The organism is Cupriavidus sp. FW305-3-2-15-C-LB2 (assembly GCF_058787575.1).
The window spans coordinates 1-17,643 of record NZ_JBYSZW010000092.1 but is presented as its reverse complement, the minus strand read 5'-3'; the positions used below and the strand labels follow the sequence as shown (position 1 = coordinate 17,643).

19 protein-coding genes are annotated in these 17,643 nt (G+C 67.9%); all 19 read left to right on the top strand.

Features of this window, described 5'->3' with window-relative positions; all coding sequences use genetic code 11:
* Positions 1–192 (top strand): acyl-CoA dehydrogenase family protein (locus tag AC3WRR_RS35275; protein ID WP_492299503.1); only part of this gene is annotated, 192 nt, incomplete at its 5' end.
* Positions 193–303: 111 nt separating this feature from the next.
* Positions 304–2,145, top strand: a complete 1,842-nt coding sequence (gene aceK, locus AC3WRR_RS35270; RefSeq protein ID WP_010813256.1) for a bifunctional isocitrate dehydrogenase kinase/phosphatase — start codon at positions 304–306, stop codon at positions 2,143–2,145.
* Positions 2,142–2,813 carry a carbonate dehydratase gene (gene can / locus AC3WRR_RS35265; protein WP_010813257.1) on the top strand — a complete coding sequence of 224 codons (672 nt, stop codon included), beginning with the start codon at positions 2,142–2,144 and terminating at the stop codon, positions 2,811–2,813. The genes aceK and can overlap by 4 nt, the downstream gene beginning before the upstream one ends.
* Positions 2,814–2,860: 47 nt before the next feature.
* Positions 2,861–4,039 (top strand): acetyl-CoA C-acetyltransferase, encoded by a 1,179-nt coding sequence (locus AC3WRR_RS35260; RefSeq protein ID WP_011614382.1) that lies wholly within the window; start codon positions 2,861–2,863, stop codon positions 4,037–4,039.
* A gap of 130 nt (positions 4,040–4,169) precedes the next feature.
* A complete protein-coding gene (locus tag AC3WRR_RS35255; RefSeq protein ID WP_492299501.1) occupies positions 4,170–4,850 on the top strand; it encodes an SDR family oxidoreductase in 681 nt (226 codons plus the stop codon).
* A gap of 30 nt (positions 4,851–4,880) precedes the next feature.
* Positions 4,881–6,011 (top strand): acyl-CoA dehydrogenase family protein, encoded by a 1,131-nt coding sequence (locus AC3WRR_RS35250; RefSeq protein ID WP_011614383.1) that lies wholly within the window; start codon positions 4,881–4,883, stop codon positions 6,009–6,011.
* Positions 6,012–6,098: 87 nt separating this feature from the next.
* Complete coding sequence (locus tag AC3WRR_RS35245; protein ID WP_010813261.1) at positions 6,099–6,755, top strand: 2-hydroxychromene-2-carboxylate isomerase; 657 nt, start codon at positions 6,099–6,101, stop codon at positions 6,753–6,755.
* Positions 6,752–7,438, top strand: a complete 687-nt coding sequence (locus AC3WRR_RS35240) for an HAD family hydrolase (protein WP_058698938.1) — start codon at positions 6,752–6,754, stop codon at positions 7,436–7,438. The genes AC3WRR_RS35245 and AC3WRR_RS35240 overlap by 4 nt, the downstream gene beginning before the upstream one ends.
* Positions 7,435–7,872, top strand: coding sequence for a YchJ family protein (locus tag AC3WRR_RS35235; protein WP_010813263.1), 438 nt, complete (start codon positions 7,435–7,437; stop codon positions 7,870–7,872). Before AC3WRR_RS35240 ends, AC3WRR_RS35235 begins: the two co-directional genes overlap by 4 nt.
* Positions 7,869–8,546, top strand: coding sequence for a glutathione S-transferase family protein (locus tag AC3WRR_RS35230; RefSeq protein ID WP_010813264.1), 678 nt, complete (start codon positions 7,869–7,871; stop codon positions 8,544–8,546). The genes AC3WRR_RS35235 and AC3WRR_RS35230 overlap by 4 nt, the downstream gene beginning before the upstream one ends.
* A gap of 53 nt (positions 8,547–8,599) precedes the next feature.
* On the top strand, positions 8,600–10,207 hold the full coding sequence (locus AC3WRR_RS35225; protein ID WP_492299499.1) for a carboxyl transferase domain-containing protein: 1,608 nt from the start codon (positions 8,600–8,602) through the stop codon (positions 10,205–10,207).
* 42 nt (positions 10,208–10,249) lie between these two features.
* The gene (locus tag AC3WRR_RS35220) at positions 10,250–11,146 is read left to right on the top strand and encodes a dienelactone hydrolase family protein (protein WP_041687111.1); all 897 of its coding nucleotides are present in this window, start codon (positions 10,250–10,252) and stop codon (positions 11,144–11,146) included.
* Positions 11,147–11,184: 38 nt separating this feature from the next.
* Entirely contained in the window at positions 11,185–11,973 is a 789-nt protein-coding gene (locus AC3WRR_RS35215; protein WP_011614386.1) for an enoyl-CoA hydratase/isomerase family protein, read from the top strand.
* Between the two features lie 418 nt (positions 11,974–12,391).
* Positions 12,392–13,792 (top strand): adenosylmethionine--8-amino-7-oxononanoate transaminase, encoded by a 1,401-nt coding sequence (gene bioA / locus AC3WRR_RS35210; protein ID WP_058698942.1) that lies wholly within the window; start codon positions 12,392–12,394, stop codon positions 13,790–13,792.
* Entirely contained in the window at positions 13,782–14,480 is a 699-nt protein-coding gene (locus AC3WRR_RS35205) for an aminotransferase class III-fold pyridoxal phosphate-dependent enzyme (protein ID WP_492299497.1), read from the top strand. The genes bioA and AC3WRR_RS35205 overlap by 11 nt, the downstream gene beginning before the upstream one ends.
* Complete coding sequence (bioF, locus tag AC3WRR_RS35200; RefSeq protein ID WP_010813269.1) at positions 14,470–15,684, top strand: 8-amino-7-oxononanoate synthase; 1,215 nt, start codon at positions 14,470–14,472, stop codon at positions 15,682–15,684. Before AC3WRR_RS35205 ends, bioF begins: the two co-directional genes overlap by 11 nt.
* Positions 15,681–16,418, top strand: a complete 738-nt coding sequence (gene bioD / locus AC3WRR_RS35195; RefSeq protein WP_011614388.1) for a dethiobiotin synthase — start codon at positions 15,681–15,683, stop codon at positions 16,416–16,418. The genes bioF and bioD overlap by 4 nt, the downstream gene beginning before the upstream one ends.
* Before the next feature lie 19 nt (positions 16,419–16,437).
* Positions 16,438–17,469, top strand: a complete 1,032-nt coding sequence (gene bioB, locus AC3WRR_RS35190) for a biotin synthase BioB (protein WP_010813271.1) — start codon at positions 16,438–16,440, stop codon at positions 17,467–17,469.
* Between the two features lie 64 nt (positions 17,470–17,533).
* The coding region (locus AC3WRR_RS35185; protein ID WP_492299505.1) for a biotin carboxylase N-terminal domain-containing protein at positions 17,534–17,643 on the top strand (110 nt) is incomplete at its 3' end.

Below are 17,643 nucleotides of genomic sequence, written 5' to 3'. Positions count from 1 at the left end.
ATCCTGTACACCGCCGAGAAGGCCACCTGGATGGCGGGCGAGACCGTGCAGATCCTGGGCGGCAACGGCTATATCAATGAATACCCGGCCGGCCGCCTGTGGCGCGACGCCAAGCTGTACGAGATCGGCGCCGGCACCTCGGAAATCCGCCGCATGCTGATCGGCCGCGAGCTGTTCGCCGAAACCATGTAAAGCGCAAGGGGGGCGCCGAAATCACCCGGAGCCCCCGCCCGAACCCCATTACAATCTCAGTACCCGTCGCAAGACCGCTCGCCGCACATTTCTCCCGGCCCCCGTCGACCCATGTCCCACTTCCCCAAACTGCTCTCCTCGCAGATTGCCTTCGATGTGGCGAGAACGATGCTCGACGGGTTCGACAAGCATTACCGCCTGTTCCGCGAGGTCAGCCACCAGGCCAAGCTCAAGTTCGAGGCCGGCGACTGGCACGGGCTGCAGCAGATCCAGCGCGACCGCATTGCGTTCTACAACGAGCGCGTGCGCGAATCGAGCGTGATCCTGGAAGACGAGTACGACGCCGAGAACATCGAGGACGAGATCTGGCAGCAGATCAAGCTGCACTACATCGGCCTGCTGACCAACCACCACCAGCCCGAGCTGGCCGAGACCTTCTTCAACTCGGTCTGCACGCGCATCCTGCACCGCTCGTACTTCAACAACGATTTCATCTTCGTGCGCCCGGCGATCTCGACCGAGTACATCGAGAACGAGGAATCGCCCACGCGCCCCACCTTCCGCGCCTACTACCCGGGCAGCCGCGAGGGCATGGCCGCGTGCTTCGAGCGCATCGTGCACAACTTCCAGCTGGAGAGCCCGTTCGAGGACCTGCAGCGCGACATCGGCTACGTGGTGCGCGCGGTCAGCGAGCATTTCGGCGACCTGCGCATCGCGCCGAATTTCCAGGTCCATACGCTGTCGTCGCTGTTCTTCCGCAACAAGTCGGCCTTCATCATCGGCCGCATCCTGAACGGCGACCGCACTTTCCCGCTGGCGATCCCGATCGTGCACGGCCCCTCGGGCAAGCTGACGCTGGACACCGTGCTGCTGAAGAAGGAACAGTTGCTGATCCTGTTCTCGTTCACGCACTCCTATTTCATGGTCGACATGGAGATCCCGTCGGCCTACGTGACCTTCCTGCGCGACATCATGCCGCGCAAGCCGCGCGCCGAGATCTATACCTCGCTGGGCCTGCAGAAGCAGGGCAAGAACCTGTTCTACCGCGACTTCCTGCACCACCTGCAGCATTCGTCGGACAAGTTCATCGTCGCGCCCGGCATCCGCGGGCTGGTGATGCTGGTGTTCACGCTGCCGTCGTACCCGTACGTGTTCAAGGTCATCAAGGACTTTTTCCCGGCGCCCAAGGAAACCACGCGCGAGCTGGTCAAGTCCAAGTACCAGCTGGTCAAGCAGCACGACCGCGTCGGCCGCATGGCCGATACGCTGGAGTACTCCGACGTGGCCTTCCCGCTCTCGCGCTTCGACGAGGCGCTGGTGCGCGAGTTCGAGCAGCACGCGCCGTCGATGATCGAGTACCAGCGCGGCAAGGATGGCGGCGAAGAGATCGTGGTGCGCCACGTCTATATCGAGCGCCGCATGACGCCGCTGAACATCTACCTGACGGAGGGCACTGACGAGCAGGTCGAGCACGGCGTGATTGAATACGGCAACGCCGTCAAGGAGCTGATCGCTGCGAACATCTTTCCGGGAGACATGCTGTACAAGAACTTCGGCGTCACGCGCCACGGGCGCGTGGTGTTCTACGACTACGACGAGATCGAGTACCTGACCGACTGCAACATCCGCGACGTGCCGCAGCCGCGCAACGAGGAAGAGGAGATGTCGGGCGAGGTCTGGTACACGGTGCGTCCGCACGACATCTTTCCCGAGACCTTCCGCACCTTCCTGCTGGGCGACACGCGCGTGCGCGCGGCGTTCCTGCGCCACCATGCGGACTTTTTCGACCCTGCCATGTGGCAGAGCCACAAGGACCGGCTGCTGGCCGGACATGTTCATGACTTCTTTGCCTATCACAGTTCAGAGCGATTCATTCACCGCTACAGCGAAGCTGGCAGCGCGCAGGGTACCGCTGCCGTTCCCGATCCTGGTCCTGCAAGGAGGGTCGCATGACTGACGCCATCGCCCAGCTGTTCCGCAACAACCGCGAGTGGGTCGACCGCGTCAACGCCGAAGACCCCACCTTCTTCATGCGCCTGGCCAACCAGCAGGCGCCCGAGTACCTGTGGATCGGCTGCTCCGATTCGCGCGTGCCGGCCAACCAGATTCTGGGCCTCGCCCCGGGCGAGGTGTTCGTCCACCGCAATATCGCCAACGTGATCGCGCACAGCGACCTGAACGCGCTGGCGGTGATCCAGTTCGCGGTAGAGGTGCTCAAGGTGCGCCATATCACCGTGGTGGGCCACTACGGCTGCGGCGGTGTCAAGGTCGCGCTCAAGCGCGAGCGCATCGGCCTGGCCGACAACTGGCTGCGCCATGTGCGCGACGTGGCCGACAAGCACGAGGCCTATCTCGGCACGCTGTTGCGCGAAGACGATGCCCATACCCGGCTGTGCGAGCTCAATGTGATCGAGCAGGTCAACAACGTCTGCCAGACCACCGTGCTCCAGGACGCCTGGAGCCGCGGCCAGGCGGTGACCGTGCATGGCTGGGTCTACGGCGTGTCCGACGGCCTGCTGCGCGACCTGGGCATGGCCGCCAGCAGCAACGACGAACTGCGCGAGCAACTGGCCGCGGCCTACCGCCAGTACGGCGATCCGCCGCAGGCGTCGATCCGCTGACCGGACGCACACACCGCTTCTTCATCCACCGATCCAGGAGACCCGACATGGAAGAGATCGTCATCGTTTCAGCCGCCCGCACGCCGATGGCTGCGTTCCAGGGCGAATTCGCCAGCGTCACCGCGCCGCAGCTGGGCGCCGTGGCCATCCGCGCCGCCGTAGAGCGCGCCGGCCTGAAGCCCGAGCAGGTGGAAGAGGTGGTGTTCGGCTGCGTGCTGCCGGCCGGCCAGGGCCAGGCCCCGGCGCGCCAGGCCGCGCTGGGCGCGGGCCTGCCGCTGGGCGTGGGCTGCACCACCGTCAACAAGATGTGCGGCTCGGGCATGCGCGCGGCCATGACCGTCTACGACGGGCTGATCGCGGGCTCGTTCGATATCGCCATTGCCGGCGGCATGGAGAGCATGACCAATGCGCCGTACCTGGTGCCGAAGGGCCGCGGCGGCTACCGCATCGGCCACGGTATGATCTACGACCACATGATGCTGGACGGCCTGGAAGACGCGTATGACAAGGGCCGCGCCATGGGCACCTTCGGTGAGGACTGCGCCGCCAAGTACGGCTTTACGCGCGAGCAGCAGGACGAATTCGCGATGGAAAGCGTGCGCCGCGCCCAGCAGGCCACCGAGAACGGCGACTTCCGCTGGGAGATCGCGCCGGTGACGGTGTCCGGCAGGGGCGGCGACACCGTGATCGACACCGACGAAGGCCCGCGCCGCATCAAGCTGGACAAGATCCCCTCGCTCAAGCCCGCGTTTGCCAAGGACGGCACCATCACGGCGGCCTCGTCGTCGTCCATCAACGACGGCGCCTCGGCGCTGGTGATGATGCGCGCCTCCACCGCGAAGAAGCTGGGCCTGCAGCCGATCGCGCGCATGCTCGGCCACACCACCCACGCGCAGGCGCCGGGCTGGTTCACCACCGCGCCGGTGGAAGCGATTTCCAAGCTGTACCGCAAGCTGGACTGGACCACCGACAGCGTCGACCTGTTCGAGATCAACGAGGCCTTCGCCGTGGTGCCGATGGCGGCCATGCACGACCTCAAGATCCCGCGCGACAAGGTCAATATCCATGGTGGCGCCTGCGCACTGGGCCACCCGATCGGCGCTTCGGGCGCACGCATCATGACCACGCTGATCGGCGCGCTGCGCAAGACCGGGGGCAAGCGTGGGGTGGCGAGCCTGTGCATTGGTGGTGGCGAGGCGACTGCGGTGGGGATCGAGATCCTGTAACGCGTTCCTTCCCGCTTGTTTTCTCCCCTCTCCCGCTTGCGGGAGAGGGAGCAAGACAGAGGCAGTTTGCTGAACCCGTGGCCGGGCGAGCCGTTTCGCGCTCCGGCCAGCCCGACAAAGGAGCACAGCCTTGCCAACCGTCCTGATCCTCGGTGCCTCGCGCGGCATCGGCCTTGAATTCGTGCGCCAGTACCGTGCCGACGGCTGGCGCGTCATTGCGGCGGCGCGTACGCCTGAAGGCGTCGGCGCATTGCAGGCGCTGGGCGCCGAAGCCCATCAGGTCGACCTGTCCGATGCCGGCGCGGTCGCGGGCCTGGGCTGGAAGCTCGACGGCGAAGCCCTCGACGTGGCGATCTACAACGCCGGCGTGCTGGGACCCCGCACCGAAGGCGCGCAACCGGTCACGCCGCAGGAATTCGACCGGGTGATGCATGTCAACGTGCTGGGCCCGATGATGGCGCTGCCGCTGCTGCTGCCCTACGTCGAAGCGGGCCAGTCCGGCCACGGCGGCGTGCTGGCGGTGCTGTCCTCGCGCATGGGCAGCATCACCGCGATGGAGCACAGCACCAGCTGGCTGTACCGCGTCAGCAAGGCCGGCGCCAATGCGGCGCTGCGCGCGGTCTCGCTCGATGCGCGCCACGCCACCTGCGTCGCGCTGCACCCGGGCTGGGTCAAGACCGACATGGGCGGCCAGGAAGCCGACCTGACCGTGCAGCAGAGCGTCAAGTGCATGCGCCAGTTGCTCGCCGGCGTCAAGCGGCGCGACAACGGCACCTTCCACAATTACGACGGCACGCCCATCCCCTGGTAAGCGCGCACGCACACTGAGCATCGAACCGACATGCTGCTGACCCCCGAACAGGAAATGATCCGCGACGCCGTGCGCCAGTTCGCGCAGGAAGTGATCGCGCCGCAGGCCGCGCAGTGGGACCGCGACAAGACCTTCCCCAAGGACGTGCACCGCGAACTGGCGGCGCTGGGCGCCTACGGCGTGGCGGTGCCGGAGGCATACGGCGGCGCCGGACTGGACTACCTGTCGCTGGCGCTGATCCTGGAAGAGATCGCGGCCGGCGATGGCGGCACCTCCACCGTCATCAGCGTCAACAACTGCCCGGTGTGCAGCATGCTGATGTCGTTCGCCAGCGAGGCGCAGAAGCAGCAGTGGCTGGTGCCGCTGGCGCGCGGCGAGATGCTGGGCGCGTTCTGCCTGACCGAGCCGCACGTGGGCTCGGATGCGTCGGCGCTGCGTACCACTGCGGTACGCGATGGCGACCACTACGTGCTCAACGGCGTCAAGCAGTTCATCACCAGCGGCCAGAACGCCGACGTGGCGATCGTGCTGGCCGTGACCGACAAGGCCGCAGGCAAGCGCGGCATCAGCGCCTTTATCGTGCCGACTTCGACCCCGGGCTACGTGGTGGCGCGGCTGGAGGACAAGCTCGGCCAGCATTCGTCGGACACCGCGCAGATCCTGTTCGAGGACTGCCGCGTGCCGGCGGCCAACCTGCTCGGCGACGAGGGCGGCGGCTACAAGATGGCGCTGTCGGGACTGGAAGGCGGGCGCATCGGCATCGCCTCGCAGAGCATCGGCATGGCGCGCGCCGCGTTCGAGGCGGCGCTGGCCTATGCCAAGGAGCGCGAGAGCTTCGGCCAGCCGCTGTTCCAGCACCAGGCGGTGCAGTTCCGCCTGGCCGAGATGGCCACCCGCATCGACGTGGCGCGCCAGATGGTGTGGCACGCCGCCGCGCTGCGCGACGCCGGCCGCCCGTGCCTGAAGGAAGCGGCCATGGCCAAGCTCTTTGCCAGCGAGATGGCCGAGCGGGTGTGCTCGGATGCGATCCAGGTGTTCGGCGGCTACGGCTACGTCAGCGACTTCCCGGTGGAGCGCATCTACCGCGACGTGCGCGTGTGCCAGATCTACGAGGGCACCAGCGATATCCAGAAGATCCTGATCGCGCGCGCGCTGGCCTAGCGATGCGCGTACGATGGGGTGTGTGCCGCGAAGGCGGCGCGCTTCCCTGATCCCCGTACCGGCAACCACAACAAGAAGGGCCCCGACATGACCGCAGCGATCGACTTCTACTTTGATTTCTCTTCGCCCTACGGCTACTTTGCCAGTACCCGCATCGACGACCTGGCGCAGAAGTACGGGCGCATCGTCGCCTGGCATCCCATCCTGCTGGGCGTGGTGTTCAAGACCACCGGCGCCTCGCCGCTGCCGCAGCTGCCGCTCAAGGGCGATTATTCGTGGCGCGATTTCGAGCGCACCGCGCGCTTCCACGGCATCGAGTACAAGCGCCCCACGCATTTCCCGCTGCCCACCACGCACGCCGCGCGTGCCATGCTGTGGCTGCAGAACCACCACGGCGATGACATCGCCGCGGCCTTTGCCAAGTCGGTGTACCGCGCGCTGTTCGTCGACGACATCAATATCGCCGAGCCGGCCGAGATCATGAAGCTGGCCGAGCCGCTGGGCGTGGACGTGCAGGCGCTGGATGCCGGCGCCACCAGCTACCAGATCAAGGACCAGCTCAAGGCCGAGATCGACGTGGCGATGGCCAAGGGCGTGTTCGGCTCGCCCTTCGTCATCATCGATGGCGAGCCGTTCTGGGGCTTCGACCGCTTCGACCAGGTCGAGGCCCACCTGAAGAGCCGCCGCCAGACTGAACTCCGGGCTGTGCCGAGCCTGGACACCAAGGAAAAGAAACCCGCATGACTGCAGCAACCCGTGGCCATTCCGGCCGATTCGATTGCGTGATCTTCGACTGCGACGGCGTGCTCGTCGACAGCGAGCCCATCGTCAACCGCGTGCTCAACCAGATGCTGAACGAGCTTGGCATCGAGATCTCGCTGGAAGACTCCACGCGCCTGTTTCTCGGCCGCGCCGTGCGCGAAGAGCTGGAGATGATCGAGCGCATGCGCGGCGCGCCGCTGCCCGAGAACTGGCTGTCGACCTGGCTGGCGCGCCGCAACGCGGTGCTGGAAGCCGAAGTCGCTGCGGTCGCCCATGTGCGCGAGGCGATTGGCAAGATCGCCGCCACCGGCATGCCGGTGTGCGTGGCGTCGGGTGCGGACCGCGTCAAGGTCAAGCTGCAACTGACCAGGACCGGCCTGGTCGAGCTGTTCCAGCAGGATGAGCGCGAGCATATCTTCTCCGCCACCGAAGTGGCACGCAGCAAGCCCGCGCCCGATGTGTACCTGCTGGCCGCGCGCACCATGAGCGTTGAGCCGGCGCGCTGCGCCGTGGTGGAAGACAGCCCGACCGGCGTGACCGCGGGCGTTGCCGCCGGCATGACGGTGTTCGGCTACGCCGAGCGCAACGATGCCGCGCTGCTGCGCGAGGCCGGCGCGGGCACCATCTTCACCGATATGCGCGACCTGCCGGAGCTGGTGGGATGACCGCGAAAGCGGCAGGCCGCCTGCCCAAGGCCGGACCGGTGCCGTGCCCGTGCGGCAGCGCGGACTATGCCGCCTGCTGCGGCCGCTTCCATCGTGGCGAGGCACTGCCGCCCAATGCCGAGGCACTGATGCGCTCCCGCTACAGCGCCTATGTGCTGAACGACATGGAATGGTTGCGGCAGACCTGGCATGCATCGACCTGCCCGGCCGACCTGTTGCCGGATACCGCCACGCGCTGGCTCGGGCTCACGGTGAAGGCGCATGCGCAGCAGGACGATGCGCATGCCGAAGTGGAGTTCGTGGCGCGCTACAAGGTAGGCGGGCGCGCCATGCGGCTGCACGAACGCAGCCGCTTTGTACGCGAGCCGCGCGCGCCTGGCGAGGCACCGCGCTGGCTCTATGTGGATGGCGACATGATCGGGGAGACATCATGAGCATCGAGAAGCGGAATGAGCCGGAGTACCTGCTGTATTGCTTTGCCCAGTCCGGCAATGCCTACAAGGTGGCGCTGCTGCTGGAGACCGTCGGCGTGCAGCGCGGCCAGCAGCTGTGGCAGCCGCGCTTCGTCGATTTCTTCAACGGCGAGACCCGCACGCCCGAATACCGCGCCATCAACGTGATGGGCGAGGTGCCGGTGCTGGAGTGCGGCGGCCAGCGCCTGTCGCAGTCCGGTGCCATCCTGGAAACGCTGGCCACGCGCCTCGATGCCTACGGCCCGCGCGACGAGGCCGAGCGCGCCGAGGTGCTGCGCTGGCTGCTGTTCGACAACCACAAGTTCACCTCCTACACCGCCACCTATCGCTTCATGCGCACCTTTGCCAGGTCGCCGGACCCGGCCGTGCTGGAGTTCTTCCGCGCGCGCTGCGAAGGCGCGTGGAACGTGCTCAACGCGCAACTGGCCGGGCGAGCGTTCCTGCTGGGCGAGCGCGCCACCATCGCGGACTTCTCGCTGTCGGGCTACGTCTTCTTCGACGACGAGATCGGCGTGCACTGGCGCAAGGAGTATCCGCATATCCACGCCTGGGCCGAGCGCATCCGTGCGCTGCCGGGCTGGAAGCACCCCTACGACCTGATGCCGGGGCACCCGCTGCCCAGGCACGCAGGCTGAGCCCGGCCGCTGGCAGGACGGCGAAAACCAATATCAAGCAGGAAGAGACACAGATGCCCACCCTGGAAACCAAACTCAACGCCCGCTCCGAATCCTTCCAGGCCAACGCCGAGTCGATGCAGGCCCTGGTGGCCGACCTCAAGGCCAGGATCGCGAAGCTGGCCGAAGGCGGCGGCGACGACGCGCGCAACAAGCACCTGTCGCGCGGCAAGCTGCTGCCGCGCGACCGCGTACAGCAACTGCTGGATCCGGGCACCCCGTTCCTGGAGCTGTCGCAGCTGGCCGCGTACGACATGTACGACAATGCCGCGCCTGGCGCCGGCATCATCACCGGCATCGGCCGCGTGGCCGGGCAGGAGTGCGTGATCGTCTGCAATGACGCCACCGTCAAGGGCGGCACCTACTACCCGATGACGGTCAAGAAGCATGTGCGCGCACAGGAGATCGCCGAGGAGAACAACCTGCCGTGCATCTACCTGGTCGATTCCGGCGGCGCCAACCTGCCCAATCAGGACGATGTGTTCCCCGACCGCGACCACTTCGGCCGCATCTTCTACAACCAGGCCAACCTGTCCAAGCGGGGCATCCCGCAGATCGCGGTGGTGATGGGCTCGTGCACCGCCGGCGGCGCCTACGTGCCCGCGATGAGCGACGAGTCCATCATCGTCAAGAACCAGGGCACCATCTTCCTGGGCGGCCCGCCGCTGGTGAAGGCCGCCACCGGCGAGGAGGTCAGCGCCGAAGACCTGGGCGGCGCCGACGTGCATACGCGCCTGTCGGGCGTGGCCGACTACTTCGCGCAGAACGACCACCACGCGCTGTCGCTGGCGCGCAATATCGTGCAGCACCTGAACCGCCGCAAGCCGGACCAGATCCGCCTGCACGAGCCGGTCGAGCCGCTCTACCCGGTGGAAGAACTGTACGGCGTGATCCCGACCGACACGCGCAAGCCCTATGACGTGCGCGAGGTGATCGCGCGCCTGGTCGACGGCTCCGAGTTCGACGAGTTCAAGGCGCGCTACGGCACCACGCTGGTGTGCGGCTTCGCGCGCATCTGGGGCTACCCCGTCGGCATCGTCGCCAACAACGGCATCCTGTTCTCCGAATCCGCACTGAAGGGCGCGCACTTTATCGAGCTGTGCTGTCAGCGCAAGATCCCCCTGGTGTTTCTGCAGAACATCACCGGCTTCATGGTGGGCCGCAAGTACGAGAACGAAGGCATTGCCCGCAATGGCGCCAAGATGGTGACCGCGGTCGCCACCGCGCAGGTGCCCAAGTTCACGGTGATCATCGGCGGCTCGTTCGGCGCCGGCAACTACGGCATGTGCGGGCGCGCCTATTCGCCGCGCTTCCTGTGGATGTGGCCGAACGCGCGCATCTCGGTGATGGGTGGCGAGCAGGCCGCCAGCGTGCTGGCCACGGTGCGCCGCGACGGCATCGAGGGCAAGGGCGGCAAGTGGAGCGCGCAAGAGGAAGAGGCGTTCAAGCAGCCGATCCGCGACCAGTACGAGCACCAGGGCCATCCGTACTACGCCAGCGCGCGGCTGTGGGACGACGGCGTGATCGACCCGGCGCAGACCCGCACCGTGCTGGGCCTGGGTCTTTCCGCGAGCCTGAACGCACCGATCGACGAGATGAAGTTCGGCGTGTTCCGCATGTAATCCCGGCCACGCCGCTACTGTCACATTACCGCCTTCCACCCCATGCGCAGCGTCGCCCGCCTGCTTTGCAGCCCAGCCCTGGTCACGGCGCTTGCCTTGCTGGCGCCGCTGTCGGGGCATGCGCAGAGCGCGAGCGGCAACGGCAATCCTGCGCCGCGCATGCGCTTCCAGGAGCAGGTGGTGATGCTGCCCAAGGCGGCGATCCCGTCGCGCATCGACCTGGAGGCCACGGTATTCAAGCCGGCTGGCGATGGGCCGTTCCCGCTGGTGGTGATCAACCACGGCAAGGCGCCGGGCCGGCCCGCGATGCAGGGGCGCGCGCGCTTTCCGGCGCAGAGCCTGGAATTCCTGCGCCGCGGCTACGCCGTGGTGCTGCCGATGCGGCAGGGTTTTGCGCGCTCGGGTGGCGCCTATGTGGGCGGCAGCTGCGACATCGAGACCAACGGCATGATGCAGGCCGACGATGTCGTCGCCACGCTCGACTTCATGGCCACGCAGCCCTATGTGGACATGGACCGCATTGTCGTGATCGGCCAGTCGCACGGGGGCCTGACCACGATGGCGTTCAGCACCATCGGCTATCCGGGGGTGCTGGGCGTGGTCAACTTCGCGGGCGGGCTGCGCAACCTGAACTGCGCGGACTGGGAAGAGCGCCTGGTCGATGCCTTTGCCAGCTATGGCGGCCTGGCGCGCTACCCGTCGCTGTGGGTGTACGGCGACAACGACAGCTACTGGCCGGTGCCCTTGCCCGGCCGCATGTTCAACGCCTTCAAGGCGCGCGCCACCGGTCCCGCGGCCAGATCGCGGCTGGTGGACGTGGGCGAGTTCGGCAACGACTCGCATCGCGTCTTCAGCGCGCGCGAAGGCATCCCGGTGTGGTTGCCTGAAGTCGGCAACTTCTTCCGCTCGCTGGGGCTGCCGTTCGACGCCGGGACCTGAACCGCACCAGACAACTTAATCCGCCAACGGAGCGAACCATGGAATTCACCGCCCTGACCGTCAATATCGCCAGCCACGTCGCCACCGTCACGCTGAACCGGCCCGATGTGCGCAACGCCTTCAACGAGACCGTGATCGCCGAGCTGACCGGCGCCTTCCGCGCGCTGGGCGACATGGACGAGGTGCGCGCCATCGTGCTGGCCGGCAACGGCCCTGCCTTCTGCGCCGGCGCCGACCTGAATTGGATGAAGAAGATGGCCGGCTATTCCGACGACCAGAACCGCGCCGATGCGCTGACCCTGGCGCAGATGCTGCACACCATCTGGTCGTGCCCGCGCCCGGTGATCGCGCGCATCCAGGGCGACACCTACGCCGGCGGCATGGGCCTGGTGGCCGCGTGCGATATCGCGGTGGCTGCCGAGCACGCGCACTTCTGCCTGTCCGAGGCGCGCCTGGGACTGCTGCCCGCCACCATCAGCCCGTATGTGATCCGCGCGCTGGGCGAGCAGGCCGCACGCCGCTACTTCATCACCGCCGAGCGCTTCGATGCCGCCGAGGCGCTGCGGCTGGGCTTTGTGCATGCGGTGGTGCCGGCCGAGGCTCTGGACGCCAAGGTCGCCGAACTGGCGACTGCGCTGGTGGCCAACAGCCCGAACGCCGTGCGCGAAAGCAAGCGACTGGTGCAGGACATCGCCGGGCGCGCGATCGACAACGACTTGCTGGCCGATACCGCGGACCGGATTGCAAAGATCCGGGCGTCGGAAGAGGGGCGTGAAGGGGTGAAGTCGTTCCTGGAGAAGCGCTCGCCGTCGTGGCGGCCGGCTTGAGGCAAAAGACTGGCTTACCGCTTGTTTGCTCCCCTCTTCCGCGCGCGGGAGAGGGGCTGGGGGAGAGGGCGGGCTTATGCCAAGCATGAGGCGCCTGACTTCGTGGGAAGGCCTGCCCTCTCCCCCCACCCCTCTCCCGCAGGCGGGAGAGGGGAGTTCCGTAGCAGCATGCGACAGCATGCCTCCGTAAATAAAGATTGCGTGTAGATCGCAGCACGCTAGCAACAAGAACAAGGCTTCATCATGGAAACATTCGTCAAGTTTCGCTAACGCGCCGCTAACTTGGAAATTCCATTGTCATTGCCAACCTGAAAGAGACATTCCTAACATGACCCTCCCCAACCTGTCCGCCACCGTCGCACTGCCCGGCCTTGCCGGCAACGGCGCGCGCGCGGACGGTCAACAAAGGAGGGCTACCTTGGATCACCTGTCCCTTTCCCCAGGCAGAGACGCGCAGGCACTCGGCCAGCGCAGCCGCAACGCCGTCTGGCATCCATGCACGCGGCTGCGCCCCGACGACGACGCGGTGCCGCTGGCGATCGTGCGCGGCGTCGGCCCGTGGCTGCATGATGCCGACGGCCGCCGCTATTTCGACGCCACCAGTTCGTGGTGGGTCAACCTGTTCGGCCACGCCAACCCGCGCATCAACGCCGCGCTGGCCAGCCAGCTGGAAACGCTTGAGCACGTGATGCTCGCCGGCTGCACCCATGCCCCGGCGGTGGAGCTGGCGGAGCGCCTGTCGGCGCTGACCGGCGGCGCGCTCGGCAATGTCTTCTACGCTTCGGACGGCGCCTCGGCGGTCGAGATCGCGCTGAAGATGAGCTTCCACTACTGGCGCAATACCGGCCTGCCTGCCAAGCGCGAGTTCGTCTGCCTGCGCCACGGCTACCACGGCGAGACCGTGGGCGCGCTCGCGGTGACCGACGTGGAAGTCTTCCGCGATGCCTATGATCCGCTGATCCGCCGCGCACACGTGGTGATGTCGCCCGACGCACGCCAGGCCGCACCCGGCGAGAGCGCTGCGGACGTGGCCGCCCGCGCCCTGGCGGAGCTGGAAACCCTGCTGCGCGAGCGCGCCGGCCAGATCGCCGCGCTGATCGTCGAGCCGCTGGTGCAGGGCGCCGCCGGCATGGCGATGTACGACCCGTCGTATCTGGATGGCGCGCGCGCTTTGTGCGACCGCTACCGGATCCACCTGATCGCCGACGAGATCGCGGTGGGCTGCGGGCGCACCGGCACCTTCTTCGCGTGGGAACAGTCGCGCGCCGGGGAGGCGCCGCTGCCCGCGCACCTGTGGCCCGACTTCCTGTGCCTGTCCAAGGGCATCAGCGGCGGCTACCTGCCGCTGTCGCTGGTGCTGTCGCGCCCGGAGATCCAGCGTGCCTTCGTCGCCGACGAGCTGGCCCGCAGCTTCCTGCATTCGCACTCCTACACCGGCAACCCGCTGGCCTGCCGCGCCGCGCTGGCCACGCTGGACTTGTTCGCGCAGGACGACGTGCTCGCGCGCAACCGCGAGCGCGCGCACTGGCTCGCCGACGGCATGGCCGCGCTGGCCGCCGACGCGCGCCTGCGGCACGTCCGCCAGCGCGGGCTGATCTGGGCCGCCGATGTGCGCGATGACGTCGCCGGCGCCGACTTTGCCGCGCGCTTCCATCACGCCGCGCGCGAGCGCGAGCTGCTGGTGCGCCCGATCGGCAATACGCTGTACGTGATGCCGCCCTACGTCTTCGATGCCGCGCAGGCACGCTGGCTGGGCGAGCAGATGATGGCCACGCTCGACGATGTGACCACGAGCGGGGAGGTGCGCCATGCTGCTTGAACAACTGAGGCGGGCCGCCGAACAGCGCCACGCGCTGGCCCTGACGCGCCGCCGCCGCGTTGCCCACACTGCCTGCGCGCCGCACCAGGCCGTGGGCGAGGACGGGTCCGAGCCGGAATCGCTGCTGACCTTCTGCAGCAACGACTACATGGGGCTGGCCAACCACCCGGACGTGATCGCCGCGCTGGTGGAAGGCGCGCAGCGCTATGGTGCGGGCAGCGGTGCCTCGCACCTGGTCAGCGGGCATTCGCTGGCGCACACCCAGCTGGAAGCGGAACTGGCGCGCTGGCTCGCCCCGCATATCCCGCATGCGTGCACGCTGTATTTCTGCACCGGCTACATGGCCAACATGGCGGTGCTGACCGTGCTCGCGCGCAACCGCGAGCGCGCGCACTGGCTCGCCGACGGCATGGCCGCGCTGGCCGCCGACGCGCGCCTGCGGCACGTCCGCCAGCGCGGGCTGATCTGGGCCGCCGATGTGCGCGATGACGTCGCCGGCGCCGACTTTGCCGCGCGCTTCCATCACGCCGCGCGCGAGCGCGAGCTGCTGGTGCGCCCGATCGGCAATACGCTGTACGTGATGCCGCCCTACGTCTTCGATGCCGCGCAGGCACGCTGGCTGGGCGAGCAGATGATGGCCACGCTCGACGATGTGACCACGAGCGGGGAGGTGCGCCATGCTGCTTGAACAACTGAGGCGGGCCGCCGAACAGCGCCACGCGCTGGCCCTGACGCGCCGCCGCCGCGTTGCCCACACTGCCTGCGCGCCGCACCAGGCCGTGGGCGAGGACGGGTCCGAGCCGGAATCGCTGCTGACCTTCTGCAGCAACGACTACATGGGGCTGGCCAACCACCCGGACGTGATCGCCGCGCTGGTGGAAGGCGCGCAGCGCTATGGTGCGGGCAGCGGTGCCTCGCACCTGGTCAGCGGGCATTCGCTGGCGCACACCCAGCTGGAAGCGGAACTGGCGCGCTGGCTCGCCCCGCATATCCCGCATGCGTGCACGCTGTATTTCTGCACCGGCTACATGGCCAACATGGCGGTGCTGACCGCGCTGGGCACCGCGGGCGCCACGCTGTTCTGCGAGTCGCTCAACCATGCCTCGCTGATCGATGGGGCGCGGCTCGCGCGCGCCGACGTGCAGCGCTACCCGCATTGCGACACCGCCGCGCTGGAAGCGCTGCTGGCGGCCAGCACCAGCGAGCGCAAGCTGATCGTGACCGACAGCGTGTTCAGCATGGACGGCAATGTCGCGCCGCTGCGCAAGCTGCTGGAACTGGCCGAGCGCCATGACGCCTGGATCATTGTCGATGACGCCCACGGCTTCGGCGTGCTGGGCGAGCAGGGCCACGGCGTGCTGGAAGCGCTGGGGCTGTCGTCCGAGCGGCTGATCTATATCGGCACGCTCGGCAAGGCCGCCGGCGTGGCGGGCGCCTTCGTCGCCGCGCACGAGACCATCATCGAACACCTGGTCAACACCGCGCGGCCGTATATCTACACCACGGCCGCGCCGCCGGCAGTCGCGCATGCGCTGCTGGCCAGCCTGGCGATCATCGAAGGAGAGGAGGGCACGCAACGCCGCGCGCAACTGACGCGCTGCATCGGCATGCTGCGCGAGGGGCTGGCCCAGCTGGCTGCCATCGCGGGCTGGACGCTGGGCGACAGCGAGACCGCGATCCAGCCGCTGATCGTCGGCGACAACGGCGCCGCGCTGGCGCTGTCGGCCACGCTGGAGGCGGATGGCATCCGCGTCGGCGCGATCCGGCCGCCGACCGTGCCGGAAGGGACCGCGCGGCTGCGCATCACGCTGTCGGCCGCGCACACCGAAGACGATGTGCGGCGCCTGCTGGATGCCCTGAGCGCCGCCGTGGCGCAGCGGGAGGTCGCATGAGCACGCGTGCGCCTTTCGCCTGCTTTGTCACCGGCACCGATACCGGCATCGGCAAAACCCACGCCAGCGCCACGCTGCTGCATGCGCTCCATGCCGCCGGCTACCGCACCGCGGGCATGAAGCCCGTGGCCAGCGGCAGTGAGTGGCGCGACGGCCATTGGCACAACGACGACGTGGCGCAGCTGCGCGCCGCCAGCTCGGTGGCGGTGCCGCTGGGCCAGACCTGCCCGTTCCTGCTGCGCACCCCGTGCTCGCCGCACCTGGCCGCCGCGCACGAGGGCGTGCGCATCACGCGCGCGCCGGTCCGTGCCGCCTTCGACGCGCTGCGCCGGCAGGCCGATGCGGTGGTGGTTGAGGGCGTGGGCGGCTTCAATGTGCCGCTCGACGCAGGCGCGGTGCGCTGGAACACCGCCGACCTGGCGGTGATGCTGGCGGTCCCGGTAGTGATGGTGGTCGGCATCCGGCTCGGCTGCCTGAACCACGCCGTGCTGACCGCCGAAGCCATCCGCGCGCGCGGCCTGCCGCTGGCGGGCTGGATCGCCAACCGGGTCGACCCGGACATGCTGCTGGCCGACGAGAACATCGCCACGCTGCATGCGTCGCTGGACGCGCCTTGCCTCGGTGAATTGCCCTGGCAACTGGCGCCCGCCGCTGCCGCTGGCCGGCTCGACCTTGCGCCGCTGTTCGCCGCCGCTACCCAATACCAAGCCGAGGCCGCCGGCCTTGCTGCCTGAACCAGAATTCGCATCGATCATGACTCAAGCTCACACCGCTACCACCGTTACTACCGTTTCCGTCGATTCCCTGCGCCAGAGCGCGCGCTCGCACGCACTGCCCGATGACGCCGCGTGGCGCGTCGATGACGTTGCCGCGCTGTTCGCGCTGCCGTTCAACGACCTGCTGTTCCGCGCCCAGCAAGTGCACCGCGAGCACTTCGACGCCAATACCGTGCAGCTGTCCACGCTGCTGTCGATCAAGACCGGCGGCTGCGAAGAGGATTGCGGCTACTGCCCGCAGAGCGCGCACCACGATGCCGGCGTGAAGGCCGAAAAGCTGATGGCGCTGGACGAAGTCCTGGACGCCGCGCGCGCGGCCAAGGCCAATGGCGCCACCCGCTTCTGCATGGGCGCCGCCTGGCGCAGCCCCAAGGACCGCCACCTGGAGCCGGTGATGGACATGGTGCGCGAAGTCAAGGCCATGGGCCTGGAGACCTGCGTCACGCTGGGCATGCTCAAGGCCGAGCAGGCCCAGCAGCTCAAGGAGGCGGGGCTGGACTACTACAACCACAATCTGGATACCTCGCCTGAGTTCTACGGCAAGATCATCACCACGCGCACCTACCAGGACCGGCTCGACACCATCGGCCATGTGCGCGACGCCGGCATCAATGTCTGCTGCGGCGGCATCGTCGGCATGGGCGAGGCGCGCGAAGCGCGCGCCGGCCTGATCGCGCAGCTGGCCAATATGGACCCGTATCCGGAGTCGGTGCCCATCAACAACCTGGTCCAGGTCGAAGGCACGCCACTGGCGGGCACCGAGGCGCTGGACCCGTTCGAGTTCGTCCGCACCATTGCCGTGGCACGCATCACCATGCCGCGCGCCATGGTGCGCCTGTCCGCCGGCCGCGAGGCCATGGACGAAGCGTTGCAGGCGCTGTGCTTCATGGCCGGCGCCAATTCCATTTTTTACGGCGAAAAGCTGCTGACCACCGGCAACCCGCAGGCCGACCGCGATCGCGCCCTGCTGGCCCGCCTCGACATCCGCGCAGAGGGCTACGCGGGATGACGAGGTAAGGAAGCCCACCGGTAATCAGCTGGCTCGCCGTCCTGTCGAAAAACTAGGAGGAGCCATGTTCAGCAAGATCCTGATCGCCAACCGCGGTGAAATCGCCTGCCGCGTGGCCGCCACCTGCCGCCGGCTCGGCATCCGCACCGTCGCGGTGTACTCGGATGCCGACGC